This is a genomic window from Pseudomonas sp. TE21435 (assembly GCF_056279265.1).
On the sequence record NZ_JBWBQZ010000001.1, the window covers coordinates 2,185,001 to 2,200,162 of the forward strand.

Below are 15,162 nucleotides of genomic sequence, written 5' to 3' on the forward strand. Positions count from 1 at the left end.
CCGTTCAACTTCAAACACTTGACTCGCTGCGATCTCTCGTAGCGGGAGGCGAATCATACAGCGTTACAACCTGCTGTCAACTGCCTTTTTCACCGCTGCCGATCAGATGACCGAAGCACTTTCGATACTACCTGAAACACTCAACTTATTGATTAACAAGAGGTTTTGCGTTTCGACTACGTCGGAAGTGGGGCGCATTATAAGGAGATCTGAAAGCCCGTCAACCTTTTATTACAGGAATATGATGCTGGACCGCAGGAAGGCTGCCAGGAGCTCCATTATTCTGAGCCTCGTTTACTGAAACCACACCCGACCTTGCCAATCCACACCCTGCTGCGCACTATATTGCGCACCCTTGCGCGCACAACAACGGACCCCAACATGAATACCCCGCACCGCAGCCTGGCCACCACGCTATTTCCCATCGGCCTGCTGCTGATCGCCATGGCTTCCATCCAGTCCGGAGCCTCGCTGGCCAAGAGCATGTTCCCTATTGTAGGAGCCCAAGGCACCACAGCGCTGCGCCTCATCTTCGCCAGCATCATCATGCTGCTTATATTGAGGCCCTGGCGCGCGCGCCTGGACGCCAGCACCCTGCGCAGCGTGATCATCTACGGCATGGCCCTGGGTGGCATGAACTTCCTCTTCTATATGTCCCTGCGCAGCGTGCCTCTCGGCATCGCCGTGGCACTCGAGTTCACCGGGCCGCTCGCGGTGGCGCTGTGGGCCTCGCGACGAGCGCTGGACTTCCTGTGGATCGCCCTGGCAGTCGCCGGGCTGTTGCTGCTGATCCCCGTAGGCCAGACCGGTGGTGGGCTCGACTCGATCGGCGCCGCTTACGCCGTAGGGGCCGGTGTGTGCTGGGCGCTGTATATCCTTTACGGGCAGAAAGCCGGTGCCGAGAACGGCATCCAGACTGCCGCACTGGGCGTAGTGATCGCTGCCTTGTTCGTCGCCCCCATCGGTATCGCCCATGCCGGCACCGCGCTGCTCACCCCTGCCCTGCTGCCCGTAGCCCTGGGCGTGGCGATCTTGTCCACGGCGCTCCCCTACAGCCTGGAAATGGTGGCCCTGACCCGCATGCCCGCACGCACCTTCGGCACCCTGATGAGCATCGAACCAGCCTTCGGCGCATTGTCCGGATTGCTGTTCCTGGGCGAGCAGCTCACGCTCTGGCAGTGGCTGGCCATTCTCGCCATCATCACCGCCTCGGTGGGCGCTACCCTTTCCATGAAACGGGAAGTGGCGCCACCCGTGGCTGCCGACTGATTTGAGAAATATTTTCATTTAGCCAACCTGTAGCCTTGTACCGCCCGGCGTGGCTGATTAAGCTGTCACCAGATCATAATCTTGACGCTATCTACTGAGCGGTACATGGACGCCGGGGATCATCAAGGAAGAGGAAACGCGCAAACGTCAGGTCCGTTAATGTAGTCGGGCCGTATAAGGACAGGAATGAAACGTATTTTGCTCATCCTGGGCATCCTGGCCATCGCTGGATGTGCCGCGACAGCCAATACCGAGGTAAAACGAGGGAAGAAAGGCCTGCATATCAATTGCTCGGGACTCTCCTCATCGTGGGAGAAGTGCTACAGCAAGGCCGCCAGTTCCTGTAGCAGCAAGGGCTACAAGGTCATCGCCCGCTCCGGTGACTCCGACGAAGAGCCTGGCGATTACGTTTTCGGCATCAACCCTGCCGGCTACACCAGCCGCAGCATGATCGTGATTTGCAAGTAACAGATGCATGAAGGGCAGCCAAGGGCTGCCCTTTTCACGTTCAGAGGGGCGCGGTCCGCCGCTCCAGCCACGCCAGCGCTTCACCTTCCAGCAAAGGGGCAAGCCGCTCGCGCACCGTCTGGTGATAGCTGTTCAACCAGGCAATATCCTCCCTGCCCAGCGCCTCGACCAACAGGCAGCGCGTGTCGATCGGGCACAGGGTCAAGGTTTCGAACGCCAGGAACTCGCCAAACTCACTGGTACCGACCTCGCGATTGACCACCAGGTTCTCGATACGCACCCCCCACTGCCCCGGCCGGTAGGTCCCAGGCTCGATCGAGCTGATCATCCCCGGCTGCATGGCTGTCTGCGGCGTGGCAGCTGCCTGGTAGGCGATCACCTGCGGGCCTTCGTGCACATTCATGAAGTAGCCGACACCGTGGCCGGTGCCATGCCCGTAATCGACCTGGTCAGCCCAGATCGGCGCGCGGGCGATTGCATCGAGCAGAGGCGAGAGGATCCCACGCGGGAACCTGGCCCTGGACAGCGCGATCATGCCCTTGAGCACCCGCGAGCAATCCGCCTTCTGTTCGCGGCTCGGCTCGCCGATCGGCACCATTCGGGTGATATCGGTGGTTCCCCCTAGATACTGCCCACCTGAGTCGATCAACAGCAGGCCATTGCCCTCGATCACGGCATGTGACTGCTCGGTGGCGCGGTAGTGCGGCATGGCGCCATTGCCGTTGTAGGCCGCAATGGTGGAAAAACTCAGCGACACGAAACCCGGACGGCGGGCACGGGCCGCGCTGAGCTGATCGTCGATAGTCAGTTCGGTAATGCGTTGCGTCCCCAAGCTCGTTTCAAGCCAGGCGAAGAACTCGCACAGCGCCGCGCCGTCCTGCTCCATGGCCTGACGGATATGGGCGAGATCCCCTTCACCCTTGCGCGACTTGCTCAAGGTCGTCGGATTGATGCCCTCGACCAGCCGAACCTGCCCATGCAGGTGATCCAGCAACCCACGGGTGACCCGCGCCGGATCCACCAGCAGGCTGGCCGTGGCCGGAATCGCCGACAACGCGTCGCCGACCGCTGCGTAGTCACGGACCTCGATACCATCGGCCGCCAATACGTCGCGCAGGTGCCCATCGACCTTGTCACGCCCGACGAACAGGTACGCCTTGTCCTGGCTGACCAACGCGAAAGAGACGAACACAGGGTTGTAGGAAACGTCGCTGCCACGCAGGTTGAACAGCCAGGCGATATCGTCGAGCGTGGCAATGAAATGCCAGTCGGCGCCTTTTTCCTGCAGAGTGCCCCGCAGCTCGGCAAGCTTTTGCGCACGATTGACGGTCGCATGGGGCGGCAGGTGCTGGTAGACCGGATTGCCCGGCAACAATGGCCGCTCGCTCCAGACCCCGGCCAGCAGATCGATGTCCGTACGCAACTTTGCGCCCCGCGCCTGCAGACGCTCGCTTAACTGGCGGGCTGCGGCCACTGCCATGACCGCACCGTCCACCGCAACGGTACCGTCGACCTCCGCACCCAACCACTCCAACGCGCCTGGCTGGCCGGGCCGCAGCTTCATCAGCTCGATGCCACTGCCGGCCAGCTCCTTGTTCGCTTGTTCCCAATAGCGACTGTCAGCCCAGAGCCCAGCGAAATCCGCCGTGACTACCAACGTGCCCACCGACCCCTCGAAGCCGGACAACCATTGCCGCCCCTGCCAATAGCCAGGCAAGTACTCGGACAAATGCGGGTCGGCCGAAGGCACCAGCAAGGCAGCCACGCCCTCCCGGGCCATGGCCTCGCGCACACGGGCAAGGCGCGCCGGTACGGGTTCGTGAAGCGGGGACTGACTGTTCATGCGCACTCCTGCGGATAGGTGTCGACGGGTCCAAGCCGTTGATAATGAAACAGCTGGCAGGCGCCCGCAATCACCACGACCGTAACAAGGCATGCATTGCCCCAAGTGCCCTGCCGACCGTCGATCCTTCCTCCTGAACTAAACAGCCTACGCGCCTTCACACCCCTTACACGCCCTGCGAACGCGAGGTTGGCCATGCCCCACTCCCGCGCACCGAAAACCGCGGTCGTGCTCCTCGACACCCGGGCGCACACGCCGGACCATGAGCAGGCGACGCACCTGAAAATCGCCCAGTACCTGGCACACCTGCTGGGCATCGATCGGGTCGAGTCAGCGCCCGTGCCCAGCGCCGATGCCCGCTGTTACTACGTGCCGAGCGACACCCTGGTCGACCCGACGCGCCAGATGGCACTCGGCATCCATGGCGAAGAGGACCTATTCGGCGGTGCGGTCAGCCATCCACACATGGCCACCAAGGCGATTTCCCATCCCCTGCCAGCCGATGCCAGCTTTCCACCCGGCTGGACGGATGCCTTCGCCCAACTGGCCAGCGACGCCCTGCTGCGCGGCTACACGGTGTTCTCCAAGGCAGACGCGCGCCGCGCCGCCGAGCTGCTGCTGCGCGACGGCCCGGTGCGTGTCAAGCCGGTACTGGCTTGTGCAGGCAGAGGCCAGCAGGTGATCAACGATTCCCAGGCCCTGGAACCGCTACTGCAGGCAATGGACGACGAGGCCCTGGGGCTGTGGGGCCTGGTGCTGGAAGAGGACCTGGACGCGGTCGAGACCTTCAGCGTCGGCCAGGTGCGCGTGGCCGGGCTCACCCTCAGTTACCACGGCACCCAGCACTTAACCCGCGACCACGCAGGGACCGAGGTCTACGGCGGCTCCGACCTGGTGATGGTGCGGGGCGACTACCTGCAACTGCTGCAACTGCCGCTGGACGATCATCTGCGCCTGGCCATCAATCAGGCCATGGCCTACGAACAGGCCGCCGAACGCTACTTCCCTGGCTTCATCGCTTCGCGCCGCAACTACGACATCGCCCGGGGCAACGACCGCCAAGGCCATCTGCGCAGCGGCGTGCTCGAACAGTCGTGGCGCATCGGGGGCGCCAGCCCGGCCGAGGTCCTGGCGTTGACGGCCTTCGCCGAGGATCCGGCCCTGCAGCGGCTATGCGCATCGACCCATGAGGTGTTCGGCCAGGCGCGACTGCCCGCCGACGCCACGCTGTTCTATCAGGGGCATGACAGTGAACTTGGACAACTCAGCAAATATGCACGGATACGCGACCATGACCATCGAGAGTGAAACCGTGGAGCTGCAAGTCGAAGGGGAAAGCATTGCCGGCACCCTGGTCAGCCCCGGCAGCCGCATGCCAGGGATTCTCTTCGTCCATGGCTGGGGCGGCAGCCAGCAGCGCGACCTGGCCCGTGCCCGGCAGATCACCGGGCTAGGCTGCGTCTGCATGACCTTCGACCTGCGCGGCCATGAAAAGACCGAAAGCCAGCGCCTGAGCGTCACCCGCGAGCAGAACCTCGCCGACCTGCTGGCCGCCTACGACCGGCTCGCCAGCCACCCTTCGGTGAACCCCGCCGCGATTGCCGTGATCGGCAGTAGCTACGGTGGCTACCTGGCCACCTTGCTTACCCCGCGCCGGCCGGTCAAATGGCTGGCGCTCAGGGTGCCCGCCCTCTACTGGGACGACGAATGGGACGCGCCCAAGCAGGCCCTCGACCGCCAGCGCCTCAACGCCTACCGCCAGCGTAGCCTTGGCCCGGCCGACAACCGCGCCCTGGCAGCCTGCGCCGAGTTTGGCGGCGATGTACTGCTGGTGGAGTCCGAGCAGGACGACTACGTACCTCACAGCACGTTGATGAGTTACCGCTCGGCGTTCGTCAGTGCCCATTCGATGACCCACCGCCTGGTAGACGGCGCCGACCATGCCCTGTCCAGCGAAGAAAGCCAGAAGGCCTACAGCGCGATACTCACGTCCTGGATCGGCGAGATGGTCATTGGTGCCCGCCTGGACCGCTACCCGCACTATGCGCCCTGGTATGCCTGAGCGCAGCCCAACTGGCAGTGCAGGCCACCATTCGCGCCGCGCACAAGGCTGCGCAGGGTCTGGTAGGCGGCGAAATTCACCCCCCGCGCCTGATGCTCGCCCAGCAGGTCGAGGAACGGCTCCTCGATGAAGCTTCCCGCGGCTGCCGCCCACGCCTGGCGCGATTGCCAGCGCAGGAGCTGAAGCACCCGCCGGCCGTCGTCACTAACCTGGATGCTGACGCTCAGCAAGCCGTCGCAGCGTTGCGCCAGGTGCTCGCTGCGCACCACCAGCGCCTCGGCCAGCGCATCCTGGCGCAGCGGTGGCACGTCGTACTCGATCATCTGGGTGAACCACAGGGAATGGGTGTTGGCCGTCATGTTGCTTCTCCTCGTTTCGGGCTCTTGCAGCAGATGGTCGTGGAGGGTAAAACCTCCAGCTAACTCAAGGTCAAGGATTTTGTTGACGATGAAACCCCCTTCCTCCCAGGAACGCCTGCTCAGCGTCGGCCAGCTGGCCGCCCGTAGCGGCGTGGCCGTGACCGCACTGCACTTCTACGAGACCAAGGGCCTGATCCACAGCACCCGCAACGCCGGCAATCAGCGGCGCTACCCACGGGCCGTGCTGCGCCGAGTGGCGGTAATCAAGATGGCCCAGCGCCTGGGCATCCCCCTGGCCGACATCGCCAACGCCCTGGATACCCTGCCCTGCGACCACACGCCCACCGCCGACGACTGGCAGCGCCTCTCGGCACGCTGGCGCGACGACCTGAGCCGGCGTATCGACGAGCTGGTGATGTTGCGCGACCAGCTCGATGGCTGCATCGGCTGTGGCTGCATGTCGCTGAAAGAGTGCCCGCTGCGCAACCACCATGATCGCCTGGCCGATGAAGGCCCCGGCCCCCACCCACCGAGCCAGGATTGAGGATCAGGCGCTGAAGACCGATGACCGCGTTGGCGTTCGCCTATGCCGATGTCTTCAGCACCCGCTCTACCCCTCAGATCACCACATTACGCACGAAACGCACCGCCTCCTCGCCATCATTGCGATAGGCGTAGCGGCAATCGCTGGGGAAGACGAAGAACTCGCCCTTGCCCAACTGCCGCTCGCCGCCTTCGATGATCAGCGTCAGGCGGCCTTCGGTCACATAGATCTGCTCGCTCCAGCCGGCGGCATCTGCCTCGCTGGCGTAGCATTCGCCAGGGGCGAGGGTCCATTCCCACAGCTCGACCTCGCGCCGGGCCGGGCTGCTGCCCAGCAGCACGGCCCGGCTGGCAGGGTGCACGCCGGCCCAGGCCAGCTCGTCGATACGGCTGGGGTCGCGGCGATCGGGCGCCTGGATCAGGGTGCTGAACGCTACCCCGAGCGCTTCGGCGATCAGGTCCAGGGTGGTGAGGCTGACATTCTTCTCGCCGGCCTCGATGGCCACCAGCATGCGCCGGCTGACCCCGGAGCGTTCGGCCAGGGCGGCCTGGCTCAGGCCGGCGTCACCGCGCAGGCGGCGAACATTCTGGCTGACATGCTGCAGCACCGAAGCCCGGTGCTCGGAATCTTTGTGCACTATATTGCTCACTGGTAGGGGGTGCGCAGTATACTGCCCACTTTGCGGCGAATTGTGCGCCGCCCCTTCCGAGTGCGCAAGACCATGAGCCAGGCCTCCTCCAGCAAGCCCGCCGTCACCTTCCGCCTGAGCAAGGCCGAACTGGTGCTGGTGTTCATCACCATGCTCTGGGGCGGCACCTTCCTTATCGTGCACAACGTCATGAGCGTCAGTGGCCCGATGTTCTTCGTCGGCCTGCGCTTCGCTGCCGCCGCGCTGTTCGTCGGCCTGGTGTCGGCCCGCTCGCTGGCGGGGCTGACCGCCACCGAACTCAAGGCCGGGGTGCTGATCGGCGTGTCGATCATGCTCGGCTACGGCTTGCAGACCATGGGCCTGCAGACCATCAGCAGCAGCCAGTCGGCATTCATCACCGCGCTCTATGTGCCCTTCGTGCCCTTGCTGCAATGGCTGGTGCTGGGCCGCCGCCCAGGCCTGATGCCGAGCCTGGGCATCGGCCTGGCCTTCGCCGGGCTGATGCTGCTGGCTGGCCCCGAGGGCGGCGCGCTGCACTTCAGCGAAGGCGAGCTGGTGACGCTGGTCAGCGCCGTGGCAATCGCCGGCGAGATCATCCTGATCAGCCGCTACGCGGGCAAGGTGGATGTGCGTCGGGTCACCGTGGTGCAGTTGGCCACCGCCTCGGCGCTGTCGTTCCTGATGATCGTGCCGACCCAGGAGCAGCTCCCCGACTTCTCCTGGCTGCTGCTGGCCAGCGCGGTGGGCCTGGGCGCCATGAGCGCGGTGATCCAGGTGGCGATGAACTGGGCGCAGAAGTCGGTCTCGCCGACCCGCGCCACGCTGATCTATGCCGGCGAGCCAGTGTGGGCAGGTATTGTCGGGCGGATTGCCGGCGAGCGTTTGCCTGGCGTGGCGTTGATCGGCGGGGTGCTGATCGTGCTGGCGGTGGTGGTAAGCGAGCTGAAGATTCGTCGCCAGGATGAGGCAGAGGCGTTGCCGGACGATGACGCGCGTCAGCGCGAGACGGGATTGTAGCCCTCCTGCACATCCTCGGGGCTGCAAAGCAGCCCCACGGCTACGCGCTCACCCGCTATGCTTTGTAAAAAACTGTTATAAAAAAACAGCTTGTCACAGCACCTTTGTACGATCCTGCAACTGCTTGCGTGTTGGTGATCATCCCCCCGGCACGTATGATCCTTGGCAAACTTCTCAGAACAGAACGCTATGTCATTGATTGTGCTATTGCTTCTGCCCTTCGTGGGCAGTTGCCTGGCGGCTGTCCTGCCGCACAACGCACGCAACGCCGAGTCCATTCTCGCCGGGCTCGTGGCCCTGGTCGGTACCGTCCAGGTGGCGTTGCTGTACCCACAGGTGGCCGATGGCGGGGTGATTCGCGAGGAATTCCTGTGGCTGCCCAGCCTGGGCCTGAACCTGGTCCTGCGCATGGACGGTTTTGCCTGGCTGTTCAGCCTGCTGGTGCTGGGCATCGGCAGCCTGGTGGCGTTGTACGCGCGCTACTACATGTCGCCGCAGGACCCGGTGCCGCGATTCTTCGCCTTCTTCCTGGCATTCATGGGCGCCATGCTCGGCCTGGTGATTTCCGGCAACCTGCTCCAGCTGGTGTTCTTCTGGGAACTGACCAGCTTGTTCTCGTTCCTGCTGATCGGCTACTGGCACCACCGCGCCGACGCCCGCCGCGGCGCCTACATGGCATTGATGGTGACGGGGGCCGGCGGTTTGTGCCTGCTGGTCGGGGCCTTGCTGCTCGGCCATGTGGTCGGCAGCTATGACCTGGACAAGGTCCTGGCTGCCGGCGACATCATCCGCCAGCATGCGCTGTACCCGGTGCTGCTGCCCCTCATCCTGATCGGCGCCCTGACCAAGAGCGCGCAATTCCCCTTCCAGTTCTGGCTGCCCCATGCCATGGCGGCGCCCACTCCCGTATCGGCTTACCTGCACTCGGCGACCATGGTCAAGGCCGGGGTGTTTCTGCTCGCCCGCCTGTGGCCGGTGTTGTCGGGCAGCGAGGAGTGGTTCTGGATCGTCGGCGGCGCCGGTGCCGCCACCCTCCTGCTCGGCGCCTTCGCCGCGATGTTCCAGAACGACCTCAAGGGCCTGCTGGCCTACTCGACCATCAGCCACCTGGGCCTGATCACCCTGCTGCTCGGCCTGAACAGTCCGCTGGCCGCCGTCGCCGCGGTGTTCCATATTCTCAACCACGCCACCTTCAAGGCCTCGCTGTTCATGGCCGCGGGGATCATCGACCACGAAAGCGGCACCCGCGACATCCGCCGCCTCAGCGGGCTGTTCCGCCTGATACCGTTCACCGCCACCCTGGCCATGGTCGCCAGCGCCTCGATGGCCGGGGTGCCGCTGATGAACGGCTTCCTGTCCAAGGAGATGTTCTTCGCCGAGACCGTGTTCATCACCTCGACCGCCTGGGTCGAGGCCGCCCTGCCAGTGATCGCCACCCTCGCCGGAACCTTCAGCGTGGCCTATGCGCTGCGCTTCACCGTCGACGTGTTCTTCGGGCCCGCGGCCGACGATCTGCCACACACGCCCCACGAGCCTCCCCGCTGGATGCGCGCACCGGTCGAACTACTGGTGCTCACGTGCCTGGTGGTCGGTATCTTCCCGGCCCAATCGGTCGGCCCGCTGCTGGCCGCCGCCGCCCTGCCGGTGGTGGGTGGCACCCTGCCGGAGTACAGCCTGGCCATCTGGCATGGCTGGAACGCGCCATTGATCATGAGCCTGATCGCCATGAGTGGCGGCATCATCCTCTATCTGCTGCTGCGCAAGCAGCTGCAGCGCGGTCGCTTCCCCCACCCGCCGCTGATCGAGCGCTTCAATGGCAAGCGCCTGTTCGAGCATGGCCTGGTGCGGTTGATGCTGCTGGCCCGGCACATCGAGCGCCTGTTGACTACCCGCCGCCTGCAGACGCAGTTGTTCATGCTGGTGCTGGCGGCCTTCATCGCCGGCCTGACACCACTGCTGTACAGCGGCCTGAGCTGGGGCGACCGACCGAAGATCCCCGGCTCCGGGGTGTTCGTCGCGCTTTGGCTGATCGCCATCGCCTGCGCCATCGGCGCCGCCTACCAGGCCAAATACCACCGTCTCGCGGCGCTGATCATGGTCGGCGTCTGCGGCCTGATGACCTGCATCACCTTCGTCTGGTTCTCCGCGCCCGACCTGGCCCTGACCCAGCTGGCGGTCGAAGTGGTGACAACCGTGCTGATCCTCCTCGGCCTGCGCTGGCTGCCCCGGCGTATCGAAGGTGTCTCGCCGCTGCCCGGCAGCCAGGACCGCGCCCGTCTGCGCCGCTTGCGCGACCTGCTGCTGGCGGTGCTGGTCGGCGGCGGCATGGCCTTGCTGTCCTACGCCATGCTCACCCGCCCGACGCCCAACGACATTTCCTCGTTCTTCCTGAGCCGCGCCCTGCCAGAGGGCGGGGGCACCAACGTGGTCAATGTGATGCTGGTGGACTTCCGTGGCTTCGACACCCTCGGTGAAGTCACCGTGCTGGTGGCCGTGGCGCTGACCGTGTTCGCCCTGCTGCGCCGTTTCCGCCCACCCAAGGAGAGCATGCAGTTGCCGGCTCAGCAGCGGCAGCTGGCACCGGACGTGGTCACCGACCTGGTCAACCCGCGCCACGCCACCGACACCGCGTTGGGCTTCATGATGGTGCCGGCCGCTCTGGTGCGCCTGCTGCTGCCGATCGCCCTGCTGGTGTCGATGTACCTGTTCATGCGTGGCCACAATCAGCCCGGCGGCGGTTTCGTCGCGGGCCTGGTGATGTCGGTGGCATTCATCCTGCAGTACATGGTCGCCGGTACCCAGTGGGTCGAGGCGCAGATGAGCCTGCGCCCGCTGCGCTGGATGGGCACCGGCCTGCTCTGCGCCACCCTTACCGGCGCCGGCGCGATGCTGCTCGGCTACCCGTTCCTCACCACCCACACCGCCCACCTGCACCTGCCGCTGCTGGGTGACGTGCATGTGGCCAGCGCGCTGTTCTTCGACATCGGCGTGTATACCGTGGTGGTCGGCTCGACCCTGCTGATCCTCACCGCGCTGGCCCACCAGTCGGTGCGTGCCTACCGCCCCGCCAAGTCCAGCCAAGCAGGAGCCGCCTGATGGAAGAAGTCATAGCAGTCGCCATCGGTGTCCTCGCCGCCTCGGGGGTCTGGCTGATCCTGCGCCCGCGTACCTACCAGGTGATCATGGGCCTGTGCCTGCTGTCCTACGGCGTCAACCTGTTCATCTTCAGCATGGGCAGCCTGTTCATCGGCAAGGAGCCTATCATCAAGGACGGCGTGCCCCACGATTTGCTGCACTACACCGACCCGCTGCCCCAGGCGCTGGTGCTGACGGCCATTGTCATCAGCTTCGCCATGACCGCGTTGTTCCTGGTGGTGCTGCTGGCTTCGCGCGGCCTGACCGGCACCGACCACGTCGATGGCCGGGAGCGTGACGAATGAGCGGGATGAACCAACTGATCATTGCGCCGATCCTGCTGCCGCTGCTCACCGCGGCGCTGATGCTGCTGATTGGTGAGAAGCACCGCTGGCTGAAGGCGCGCCTGAACCTGTTGTCCACCGCCCTCGGCCTGGGCATCGCCGTGACCCTGCTGATGTGGGTGCGCACCCAAGGCCAGGCCGAGTCCATCGGCGTCTACCTGCCAGGTAACTGGCCGGCGCCGTTCGGCATCGCCCTGGTGCTCGACCACCTGTCGGCGCTGCTGCTGACGCTGACAGGTATAATCGGCCTGAGCGCCCTGCTGTTCGCCCGGGCCCGCTGGGACGGTGCCGGTGCCAGCTTCCACGCGCTGTTCCAGATCCAGCTGATGGGTCTGTACGGCGCCTTCCTCACGGCCGACCTGTTCAACCTGTTCGTGTTCTTCGAGGTGCTGCTGGCGGCCTCGTACGGCCTGCTGCTGCATGGCTCGGGGCGGGCACGGGTCAAGGCCGGGCTGCACTACATCGCCATCAACCTGTTCGCCTCGTCGCTGTTTCTGGTGGGCGCGGCCATGCTCTACGGCGTGACCGGCACCCTGAACATGGCCGACCTGGCATTGAAAGTGCCGCTGGCGCCAGAAGCCGATCGCGGCCTGCTGCATGCCGGCGCGGCGATCCTGGCGGTCGCCTTCCTGGCCAAGGCCGGGGTCTGGCCGTTGAACTTCTGGCTGGTACCGGCGTATTCGTCGGCCAGTGCGCCGGTAGCCGCGCTGTTCGCGATCATGACCAAGGTCGGGTTGTACGCCATCCTGCGCCTGTGGATGCTGCTGTTCTCCGGCCAGGCCGGCGCCTCGGCGTTCTTCGGCGGGGACTGGCTGGTGTATGGCGGCCTGGCGACCCTTGCCGTGGCGGCCGTGTCGATCCTCGCCGCGCAGCGCCTGGAGCGCCTGGCAGCGCTGAGCATCCTGGTGTCCGCCGGCACACTGCTGGCCGCCGTCGGTTTCGGCCAGCCGATCCTGACCGGCGCCGCGCTGTTCTACCTGGCCAGCTCCACCCTGGCCCTGTGCGCGCTGTTCCTGCTGGCCGAGCTGGTGGAGCGTTCGCGCTCGGCCAACGAGGCGCCGCTGGAGGATGAAGAAGGCGCAATGCCCTCGCCTCTGGAGTCCCTGCACCCGCCCAAGGGCATCAACCTGGACGACGAGCAGCAGGTGGTGATCGGCCAGATCATTCCCTGGACCATGGCCTTCCTGGGCCTTGCCTTCATCGCCTGCGCCCTGCTGATCATCGGCATGCCTCCCCTATCGGGCTTCATCGGCAAGCTCAACCTGATCAGCGCGCTGTTCAACCCGCAAGGCATGGGCGTCAGCCCGGAGCAGCCGCTGGGCGTCGCGGGCTGGACCCTGGTCACCCTGTTGGTGCTGTCCGGCATGGCCTCGCTGATCGCCTTCGGCCGGGTGGGCATCCAGCGCTTCTGGAAGCCTGAGGAACGCCCCTCGCCGGTGCTGCGTCGCTATGAATGCGTGCCTATCGTCATTCTCCTGGGCCTGTGCATCTTCCTCAGCCTCAAGGCTGAGCCGCTGCTGCGCTACACCCAGGACACCGCCGCGAGCCTGAGCACGCCGGAGGCCTACGTCAAGGCGGTGATGGCCACCCGGCCACTGCCTGGCCCGACCACCCTTAGCGTGGAGGCGCAGCCATGAGCCGACTGTTTCCCGCACCACTGCTGTCCGTCGCACTGTTGGCACTGTGGCTGCTGCTCAACCTCTCGGTCAGCCCGGGCAACCTGCTGCTAGGTGCCGCGCTGGGGATCCTCGCACCTATCCTGATGGCGCCGTTGCGCCCGCAGCACGCCCATGTGCGCCGCCCTTGGGCAATCGCCAAGCTGGTTGGCCGAGTGGGCCTCGACGTGATCCATTCCAACCTGTTGGTGGCTCGTGGCGTGCTGCGCGTCGGCAGCACGCCGCCTCGCTCGGCATTCGTGCATATTCCGCTGGACCTGCGCGACGCCCACGGTCTGGCGGCACTGTCGATGATAACCACCGTGGTGCCGGGAACCATCTGGTCGGAACTGGCCCTGGATCGCAGCGTACTGTTGTTGCACGTGTTCGATCTTGAAGAGGAAGCGGCCTTCATCGAGCACTTCAAGCACACCTATGAACGTCCGCTGATGGAGATCTTCGAATGAGCGGCCTGCTTGCCTATGCCGTCCTCACCAGCCTGTTCATCTTCGCCATTGCCATGGCCCTGGCACTGATCCGGGTGTTCCGCGGCCCGTCCGCCCAGGACCGCGTACTGGCACTGGACTACCTGTACATCCTGGGCATGCTGATGATGCTGGTGTTGGGCATTCGCTACGCCAGTGACACCTACTTCGAGGGCGCGCTGCTGATCGCCCTGTTCGGCTTCGTCGGCTCGTTCGCCCTGGCCAAGTTCCTGCTGCGTGGCGAGGTGATCGAATGAACGAAGCTATCGAACTGCCGTTCTGGCTGGAACTGCTGGTGTCCACGCTGCTGCTGCTGGGCAGCCTGTTCGCCCTGATCGGCGCCATCGGGCTGGTCCGTCTGCAGGACTTTTTCCAGCGCATGCACCCGCCCGCGCTGGCCTCGACCATCGGCGCATGGTGCGTGGCGTTGGCCTCGATGCTGTACTTCTCGGTGCTCAAGCAGAGCCCGGTGCTGCATGCGTGGCTGATCCCGATCCTGCTGTCGATCACCGTGCCGGTGACCACGCTGCTGTTGGCCAGGGCCGCGCTGTTTCGCAAACGCACCTCGGGTGAAAACGTACCTGAGGAAGTCAGCAGCGGGCGCGATCGCGGCAACTGAGCCTCATGCCTGGCTCAAGCGCTGCAACTCGCGGCGTACCATGGCGGCAAAAGGCGGCGGGCTCATCCGATAGAGCTCGCCGGCGACCCAGGCCAGCCAGCCGCCGTGCAGCGCCTCTCGGCGCGCAAGCAGGCGCTCGGCCTCCTCCACCGCACGGGCCTGGTGCAGGCGGTGAAAGTCGGCCCGCGAGCCCGCGGTGGGCTCGTCGATCATTCGCTGGCCTTGAAGGTGGTCAACTCGCCCTTGCGCCATTTGGCGACCTTGCCGGTCACCGCCTTGAGCAGTTTGCCCAGGCCTTCCTGCACCTGTTGCTGGGCAGCGAACACCAGCATCACGCCATGCCCGTCGCGGAACACGATACCGTCGCCTTCCGGTACCGAGACGAAGGCGTAGTCGCCCTGGCCATAGACGTTCAGCTTGATCTCGCGAAAGCGCAATTCCAGCTTGCCGCCTTCGCGGCTGGGCAAGACCGCGGCGCGGAAGTGGTCACCCACCTTCAATTCGAGGCGCTGCTTGTCGTCGACCACCATGGCTTCTTCGGTGTCGATTTCGGCCATGTACAGGCCTTCCGGGTTTTGCTCGGTGACATAGATGAAACGCCCGTGGAACAGCTTGACCAGCTGTGCGCGCAAGTCGCCCAGGGCGAACAACGCATGGGTATCCAGTGTACTGACTGCCAATGAAGGGCTCCTCACATCGATTGCAACGGCCAC

17 protein-coding genes are annotated in these 15,162 nt (G+C 65.1%); 12 read left to right on the top strand and 5 right to left on the bottom strand.

Annotated features, from left to right (window positions below; genetic code table 11):
• The first annotated feature begins 381 nt into the window (after nucleotides 1-381).
• Nucleotides 382-1,269, top strand: a complete 888-nt coding sequence (rhtA, locus tag ACZ9C1_RS09820) for a threonine/homoserine exporter RhtA (protein WP_476253924.1) — start codon at nucleotides 382-384, stop codon at nucleotides 1,267-1,269.
• A gap of 186 nt (nucleotides 1,270-1,455) precedes the next feature.
• A complete protein-coding gene (locus ACZ9C1_RS09825; protein WP_198755581.1) occupies nucleotides 1,456-1,737 on the top strand; it encodes a hypothetical protein in 282 nt (93 codons plus the stop codon).
• Between the two features lie 40 nt (nucleotides 1,738-1,777).
• Here ACZ9C1_RS09825 and ACZ9C1_RS09830 read toward each other — a convergent pair whose 3' ends face one another.
• Nucleotides 1,778-3,580: an aminopeptidase P family protein gene (locus tag ACZ9C1_RS09830; RefSeq protein WP_476253925.1), complete on the bottom strand. Its 1,803-nt coding sequence runs from the start codon at nucleotides 3,578-3,580 to the stop codon at nucleotides 1,778-1,780.
• A gap of 195 nt (nucleotides 3,581-3,775) precedes the next feature.
• On the opposite strand from ACZ9C1_RS09830, the gene ACZ9C1_RS09835 reads away from it, so the two are divergent.
• Together ACZ9C1_RS09835 and ACZ9C1_RS09840 are read left to right on the top strand one after the other, a co-directional pair.
• The gene (locus tag ACZ9C1_RS09835) at nucleotides 3,776-4,888 is read left to right on the top strand and encodes a DUF3182 family protein (RefSeq protein WP_476253926.1); all 1,113 of its coding nucleotides are present in this window, start codon (nucleotides 3,776-3,778) and stop codon (nucleotides 4,886-4,888) included.
• The gene (locus ACZ9C1_RS09840) at nucleotides 4,872-5,642 is read left to right on the top strand and encodes an alpha/beta hydrolase family protein (RefSeq protein WP_198755579.1); all 771 of its coding nucleotides are present in this window, start codon (nucleotides 4,872-4,874) and stop codon (nucleotides 5,640-5,642) included. Before ACZ9C1_RS09835 ends, ACZ9C1_RS09840 begins: the two co-directional genes overlap by 17 nt.
• Here the strand turns inward: ACZ9C1_RS09840 and ACZ9C1_RS09845 are convergent.
• Nucleotides 5,621-6,001: an antibiotic biosynthesis monooxygenase gene (locus tag ACZ9C1_RS09845; RefSeq protein ID WP_476253927.1), complete on the bottom strand. Its 381-nt coding sequence runs from the start codon at nucleotides 5,999-6,001 to the stop codon at nucleotides 5,621-5,623. The genes ACZ9C1_RS09840 and ACZ9C1_RS09845 overlap by 22 nt on opposite strands.
• 88 nt (nucleotides 6,002-6,089) lie before the next feature.
• On the opposite strand from ACZ9C1_RS09845, the gene soxR reads away from it, so the two are divergent.
• Nucleotides 6,090-6,545 carry a redox-sensitive transcriptional activator SoxR gene (soxR, locus tag ACZ9C1_RS09850; RefSeq protein WP_110703565.1) on the top strand — a complete coding sequence of 152 codons (456 nt, stop codon included), beginning with the start codon at nucleotides 6,090-6,092 and terminating at the stop codon, nucleotides 6,543-6,545.
• 73 nt (nucleotides 6,546-6,618) lie between these two features.
• Here the strand turns inward: soxR and ACZ9C1_RS09855 are convergent, their stop codons facing one another.
• Nucleotides 6,619-7,182, bottom strand: a complete 564-nt coding sequence (locus tag ACZ9C1_RS09855; protein WP_139669831.1) for a helix-turn-helix domain-containing protein — start codon at nucleotides 7,180-7,182, stop codon at nucleotides 6,619-6,621.
• Between the two features lie 84 nt (nucleotides 7,183-7,266).
• On the opposite strand from ACZ9C1_RS09855, the gene ACZ9C1_RS09860 reads away from it, so the two are divergent.
• The 7 genes from ACZ9C1_RS09860 (at nucleotide 7,267) to ACZ9C1_RS09890 (ending at nucleotide 14,449) form a co-directional block, all read left to right on the top strand.
• Nucleotides 7,267-8,211 carry a DMT family transporter gene (locus ACZ9C1_RS09860; RefSeq protein WP_476253928.1) on the top strand — a complete coding sequence of 315 codons (945 nt, stop codon included), beginning with the start codon at nucleotides 7,267-7,269 and terminating at the stop codon, nucleotides 8,209-8,211.
• Between the two features lie 189 nt (nucleotides 8,212-8,400).
• Complete coding sequence (locus tag ACZ9C1_RS09865) at nucleotides 8,401-11,307, top strand: monovalent cation/H+ antiporter subunit A (RefSeq protein WP_277505033.1); 2,907 nt, start codon at nucleotides 8,401-8,403, stop codon at nucleotides 11,305-11,307.
• A complete protein-coding gene (locus ACZ9C1_RS09870) occupies nucleotides 11,307-11,651 on the top strand; it encodes a Na+/H+ antiporter subunit C (protein ID WP_023632557.1) in 345 nt (114 codons plus the stop codon). The genes ACZ9C1_RS09865 and ACZ9C1_RS09870 overlap by 1 nt, the downstream gene beginning before the upstream one ends.
• On the top strand, nucleotides 11,648-13,327 hold the full coding sequence (locus tag ACZ9C1_RS09875; protein WP_476253929.1) for a monovalent cation/H+ antiporter subunit D: 1,680 nt from the start codon (nucleotides 11,648-11,650) through the stop codon (nucleotides 13,325-13,327). Before ACZ9C1_RS09870 ends, ACZ9C1_RS09875 begins: the two co-directional genes overlap by 4 nt.
• Complete coding sequence (locus ACZ9C1_RS09880) at nucleotides 13,324-13,812, top strand: Na+/H+ antiporter subunit E (protein ID WP_139669823.1); 489 nt, start codon at nucleotides 13,324-13,326, stop codon at nucleotides 13,810-13,812. Before ACZ9C1_RS09875 ends, ACZ9C1_RS09880 begins: the two co-directional genes overlap by 4 nt.
• Nucleotides 13,809-14,087, top strand: a complete 279-nt coding sequence (locus ACZ9C1_RS09885) for a K+/H+ antiporter subunit F (protein ID WP_258600296.1) — start codon at nucleotides 13,809-13,811, stop codon at nucleotides 14,085-14,087. The genes ACZ9C1_RS09880 and ACZ9C1_RS09885 overlap by 4 nt, the downstream gene beginning before the upstream one ends.
• Nucleotides 14,084-14,449 carry a Na+/H+ antiporter subunit G gene (locus ACZ9C1_RS09890; RefSeq protein WP_139669821.1) on the top strand — a complete coding sequence of 122 codons (366 nt, stop codon included), beginning with the start codon at nucleotides 14,084-14,086 and terminating at the stop codon, nucleotides 14,447-14,449. The genes ACZ9C1_RS09885 and ACZ9C1_RS09890 overlap by 4 nt, the downstream gene beginning before the upstream one ends.
• A gap of 3 nt (nucleotides 14,450-14,452) precedes the next feature.
• Here the strand turns inward: ACZ9C1_RS09890 and ACZ9C1_RS09895 are convergent, their stop codons facing one another.
• The gene (locus tag ACZ9C1_RS09895) at nucleotides 14,453-14,662 is read right to left on the bottom strand and encodes a hypothetical protein (protein ID WP_102683675.1); all 210 of its coding nucleotides are present in this window, start codon (nucleotides 14,660-14,662) and stop codon (nucleotides 14,453-14,455) included.
• Complete coding sequence (locus ACZ9C1_RS09900) at nucleotides 14,659-15,129, bottom strand: hypothetical protein (RefSeq protein ID WP_102683676.1); 471 nt, start codon at nucleotides 15,127-15,129, stop codon at nucleotides 14,659-14,661. The genes ACZ9C1_RS09895 and ACZ9C1_RS09900 overlap by 4 nt, the downstream gene beginning before the upstream one ends.
• Nucleotides 15,130-15,162: the final 33 nt, after the last annotated feature.